Origin of the sequence: Denitratimonas tolerans, assembly GCF_037203605.1 — a bacterium.
GTDB lineage: Bacteria > Pseudomonadota > Gammaproteobacteria > Xanthomonadales > Xanthomonadaceae > Denitratimonas > Denitratimonas tolerans.
The window spans coordinates 1-4,744 of the sequence record NZ_JBBDHC010000031.1; the positions used below are offsets into that span (position 1 = coordinate 1).

Annotated in this window: 6 protein-coding genes and 1 pseudogene; 4 read left to right on the plus strand and 3 right to left on the minus strand. The window is 68.9% G+C overall.

Features of this window, described 5'->3' with window-relative positions; all coding sequences use genetic code 11:
* Positions 1-290 (minus strand): annotated as a pseudogene (locus WB794_RS13300) (TCP-1/cpn60 chaperonin family protein); the annotation flags it as partial.
* A 50-nt stretch (positions 291-340) separates the two neighbouring features.
* Between WB794_RS13300 and WB794_RS13305 the strand changes: the two are divergent.
* A complete protein-coding gene (locus WB794_RS13305) occupies positions 341-574 on the plus strand; it encodes a hypothetical protein (protein ID WP_337336341.1) in 234 nt (77 codons plus the stop codon).
* A 14-nt stretch (positions 575-588) separates the two neighbouring features.
* Complete coding sequence (locus WB794_RS13310; RefSeq protein WP_337336337.1) at positions 589-1,119, plus strand: hypothetical protein; 531 nt, start codon at positions 589-591, stop codon at positions 1,117-1,119.
* Here the strand turns inward: WB794_RS13310 and WB794_RS13315 are convergent.
* A complete protein-coding gene (locus WB794_RS13315) occupies positions 1,095-2,084 on the minus strand; it encodes an NAD-dependent epimerase/dehydratase family protein (protein ID WP_337336340.1) in 990 nt (329 codons plus the stop codon). The genes WB794_RS13310 and WB794_RS13315 overlap by 25 nt on opposite strands.
* A gap of 88 nt (positions 2,085-2,172) precedes the next feature.
* On the opposite strand from WB794_RS13315, the gene WB794_RS13320 reads away from it, so the two are divergent.
* Both WB794_RS13320 and WB794_RS13325 read left to right on the plus strand, forming a co-directional pair.
* On the plus strand, positions 2,173-3,066 hold the full coding sequence (locus WB794_RS13320) for a LysR family transcriptional regulator (RefSeq protein WP_337336338.1): 894 nt from the start codon (positions 2,173-2,175) through the stop codon (positions 3,064-3,066).
* Between the two features lie 256 nt (positions 3,067-3,322).
* On the plus strand, positions 3,323-3,976 hold the full coding sequence (locus WB794_RS13325; protein ID WP_415926699.1) for a formate/nitrite transporter family protein: 654 nt from the start codon (positions 3,323-3,325) through the stop codon (positions 3,974-3,976).
* Positions 3,977-4,219: 243 nt separating this feature from the next.
* Here WB794_RS13325 and WB794_RS13330 read toward each other — a convergent pair.
* Positions 4,220-4,744: transposase (locus tag WB794_RS13330; RefSeq protein WP_337336339.1), on the minus strand; the 525-nt coding region annotated here is incomplete at its 5' end.

Consider the following 4,744-nt stretch of genomic DNA (forward strand, 5'->3'; position numbering starts at 1 on the left):
GAGCCTTCCTCGACGGTGATGACGCCTTCCTTGCCGACCTTCTTCATCGCATCGGCGATGATGGTGCCGATCGACTCGTCGGAGTTGGCGGAGATGGTGCCGACCTGGGCGATGGCCTTGTCGTCGGCGGTGGGCTTGGAGAGGCTCTTGAGCTCGGCGACCGCGGCCTTGACGGCCTGATCGATGCCGCGCTTCAGATCCATCGGGTTCATGCCGGCGGCCACTGCCTTGACGCCCTCGCGGATGAAGGCCTGGGCCAGCACGGTGGCGGTGGTGGTGCCGTCGCCGGCGGTGTACCTGGCTGCGCACCGATACGCCGGATCTGGCGACCGGTGTCGAGGTGTGGTTCCCTGCCCAGGCTGCCGATGCCGATCTCGGGCTGCTGCTGGCGGCCGAGCACATCGATGCGGTGCCGGCGCCTGCGTGGCTGCTGGCGCTGCAACAGGCGCTCGATACCGACCAGCGCGATGCCTGGGAGGCGCTGGCGGCCGAGCTGCCGGCGGCGGGATTCGACGAGAAGAGTGGACAGCGACTGGCAACGTTCATTGCTGAGCGGTTCAAGGAAAAACAATAACTAAGGATAGTTTTATGAGAAAAAGCATTAGTGCGGTTTGCCTGTTGCTTCTGGTCGCCACCGGTTCGGCGATCGCCGATACCCGCGACGTCGTGCGCAGCGTGACCGAGCGGGTGGTCAGCTTCGGCAAAGACATCGTCGGCGGTGTCGCCGAGGGCGTGGATTCGGGGCGCAAGGGCGCCGAGGGCACCGACGGCTCGATCGTGGTGGGCAAGCACGAGGAGCTGGCGGGAGTGGGCCAGATCCGTCTGATCGGCGTGCAGCCCTGGGAAGGGGCCACGGCGACGGTGACGGTGGAGTTCGCGATCGACAACCGCAGCGACAAGCCGCTGCGGCTGGTCGGCTTCACCGAGCGCGGCTCGCTGCTGCGCATCGATCACGAAGGCTTCGCGACCCCGCTCGCCGGCGGCCACGGTAACCCGGCCGAGCTGACCGTGCCGGCCAAGGCGAGCATCAAGCAGGCCTTCGTGTTCCAGGGCTCGCCCAAGGACACCCGCGCCGTGCGGGTCTGGGGCACCGATTACGCGCTGGCGGCGGAGCGGTAAGCCGCATCCTTCGGCAGGCAGCCCAGCGCGAGCAGGCTCTCGGTCACCGCCTGCTCGAGGGGCGTGTGCGGCTCTTCGCCCAGCACGGCGAGCAGCTTGCGGTTGTCCAGCTGCAGCGGCGCGCGCCACAGATAGCGCATCTCCAGCAGCTCGCGGCAGGTTTCGTGAAAGGGCGAGGCGAGGCGCAGCAGCGCCCAGGGCAGCCGGCGGATCCTGCCGTCCGGCGAGCCGGCGGCGCGCAGGATCGTCTCTGCCATCTCGATGCCCTCGGCCAGGTAATGGCCGCCGAAGTGGAAGCGCTCGAAGGCGCCCAGTTCGGTCTCGCGCTCGGCCAGCCGCGCGAAGGTCTCCGCCAGATCGGGAAGATAGGCCCAGGCGTGGCCGACCCGCGGCTCACCCGGGTAGGTGACCGAGCGCGGCGGCCGGCCGCGCTTGACCATCACACCGTCGAACCAGGCGCCGCCCGCGCCGAAATAGTCGCCCGCCCGCAGCACGAGCGATCGCACCCCCTCGGCGGCGGCCGCCTCCAGTCGCGCCTCCATGGCGACCCGGATCCGGCCCTTGCGGGTGAGAGGGTTCTGCGGGGCGTTCTCGGCAATCGTGCTGCCGGCGTCCGGACCGAAGTTGTACACGTTGCCCGGGAACAGGATGCGGGCGCCGCTCGCGCGGGCCGCGTCGATGGTGCGCTCCAGCATCGGTACCGCCAGGCCCCGCCAGTTGCGGTAGCCGGGCGGGTTGACGGCGTGGACGATGACAGCGGCGCCGGACGCGGCTTGCAGCACGGCCTGGCGGTCGAGCGCATCGCCGGCTAGCCACTCCACACCGCTCGGTGCGCTCGCCTTCGCTCGCGCCGGTTCGCGGTGCAGGGCGCGGACGTGCCAGCCGCGGGCGAGCAGGGCGCGGGCGGTCGCGCCGCCGATGCCACCGGTGATGCCGAGTACGAGTGCGGTCCGGGTCATGATCAGGCTCCTGGGGTAGTGGATGGAGACAGGATGCCCGGGGCGCGGATAAACGGGAATTGACTAAAAGCGTAGGGACGCTATACAAAAACGCATGAGTGATGCCGCCGCCTGGGATCTTTACCGCACTTTTCTGGCCGTGCTGCGCGAAGGCAGTCTGTCCGCCGCCGCACGTGCGCTCGGGCTGACGCAGCCCACCGTCGGCCGCCAGATCGCCGCGCTCGAAGCAGCGTTGGGACTGGCGCTGTTCACCCGCGCCCCGCAGGGGCTGACCCCCACCGGCGCCGCGCTGGACCTGCTGCCGCACGCCGAGGCGATGGAGGCGGCGGCCGCTACGCTGGTGCGGGCAGTCTCGGGCGATGCCCTGCAGCCGCGCGGCACGGTACGGTTGAGCGCCAGCGAGGTGATCGGCTGCGAAGTGCTGCCGCCGATGCTGGCGGACTTTCGCGAGGCACACCCGCAAGTTGCGCTGGAACTGCTGAGCTCCAACCGGCTCACCAATCTGCTCACCCGCGAGGCCGATCTGGCGGTGCGCATGATCCGCCCGACCCAGGGGGCGCTGATCGCCCGCCAGGTCGGTCGCGTGCGCATCGGCCTGTACGCGCATTGCCGCTACGCCGAGCGCTATGGATTGCCGGAGCGCCTGGATGAGCTGCGGCGCCATGCAGCGATCGGCTTCGATACCGATCGCCGCGCCATCGAGGCGCTGGCTGCCGCCGGCGTGATCATGAGCCGCGAGGACTTCGTCTTTCGCAGCGACGACGAGCTGGCGCAGCTCGCGGCGCTGCGCGCGGGGCTGGGGATCGGCGCGCTGCCGGCTGGGGTTGCCGCGCGCGATCCGCAGTTGCTACCGGTGCTGCCGGGGAGGCTGAGCTTCGAGCTGGAGGTCTGGCTCGCCATGCACGAGGACCTGCGCGCAGTGCGGCGGATCCGGCTGCTGTTCGATCATCTCGCGGAAGCGTTAGCCGACTACTGCCGCGCAGGCTGAAGGGGGCCGCGCGGCGGCGCTTTGCACCAGAGGCGGGAGCCGCACGTTTCCCGCGCACGGTCCTGGCGCAGCCGAGCGGGGCCGGATGGCGCGCGCATCGCGTCTCCGGCGCCGCGCCTGAATCCTCCGGTTGTCCGGCAGGCCCCGCCGTTGCTGGCTATACCAACTCGCACGCGATCGGATCGCCTCTCCTGGCACAGGCTTTGCGCTGTCTTCGCAAGTGAATCCCTTCCATCCACTTGCAGAGGCAGCAACCATGTCCTACCTGGCCCCTTCGGAATTCGTCGCCAAGATGGTCGACTCCGGCGAGTCGAAGATCTTCATGTCGACCCGCGACACCCTGATCCGCGGCTATATGGCCGGCGCCATCCTGGCGCTGGCGGCGGTGTTCGCGGTGACGATCACCATGCAGACGGGCAGCCATCTGCTCGGGTCGCTGTTCTTCCCGGTCGGCGTCGCCATGATCTACCTGCTCGGCTTCGATCTGCTGACCGGAGTGTTCATGCTCACCCCGCTGGCGCTGCTCGACCGGCGCCCCGGCGTCACCGTCGCCGGCGTCCTGCGCAACTGGGGGCTGGTGTTCGTGGGCAATTTCGCCGGCGCGCTCACGGTGGCCTTGCTGATGACTTTCACCATGACCTACGGCTTCAATACCGAGCCCGGCCCGATCGCCGCCAAGCTGGCCAGCATCGGCGAGGCGCGCACTCTGGGCTACGCCGAATACGGGCTGGCCGGCTGGCTGACCATTCTGGTGCGCGGCATGCTCTGTAACTGGATGGTGTCCACCGGGGTGGTCGGCGCGATGATCTCCACCAGCGTCAGCGACAAGGTCATCGCCATCTGGATGCCGATCTTCGTGTTCTTTTTCATGGGCTTCGAGCACTCGGTGGTGAACATGTTCCTGGCGTAGCGTATAGGAAGTTCAAACGCCCTTTTCGGGCAGTCTGCTGGGTAGGCGGCGGTCGCGCAAGCCCCGTTTTGGGCACGGATCGGACGTCTGTGAGTGGGATTTCGGCATCGCGGGGCCACGCAGCGGCGTTGTCAGCAGCCATGCTTCGCTGATTCCCGACAGCGGGCCGAGCGCCGCCCTGCGGATCGTGGCCGCATCGGCTCGGATTCCGGTTTCGCCGTCGGCTGTGCAGCCGGCAGATCGTCACGCGGCTTGCACTGGCGGTGCGCGCGCTGCGGGCCTGTAGTGCGCTTCTTCCCGCGCGCCCTGCTTCATGAAGTGGCCAAGGATGGCGCGGATGGCGGCAGGTTCCTCGATGCTGGCGACGATCCGCACGGTGCCACCGCAGTGGACGCAGGCGGTGACGTCGATGGAAAAGACCCGCTTGAGGCGTTGCGCCCAGCTCATCGAACGGCGCTTCTCCTCGGGGCTGCGCGGCGCGTCGTTCGCGCTTGCGTCCGCCGGCTCCACAGCGGCGTCATGCCGCCTGCCGCGCCCCGATGGCGTCAACTGTGCGCGCAGGGCGGCGTTCGGGGCAAACACCCCGTGGAAGCGGGTCAGGTGGGCGCGCGGTGGCGCGACCAGCGCCGCCAGCTTGGCGATGAAATCCACCGGATCCCATTCCACATGCGTGGTCCCATTTCGCCACGGCGTCTTGAGCTGGTAACGCACCCTGCCCTGGAGCGCTATCGACAGCCGCTTCTCGCTGATCGCCGGGCGCGTGATGTA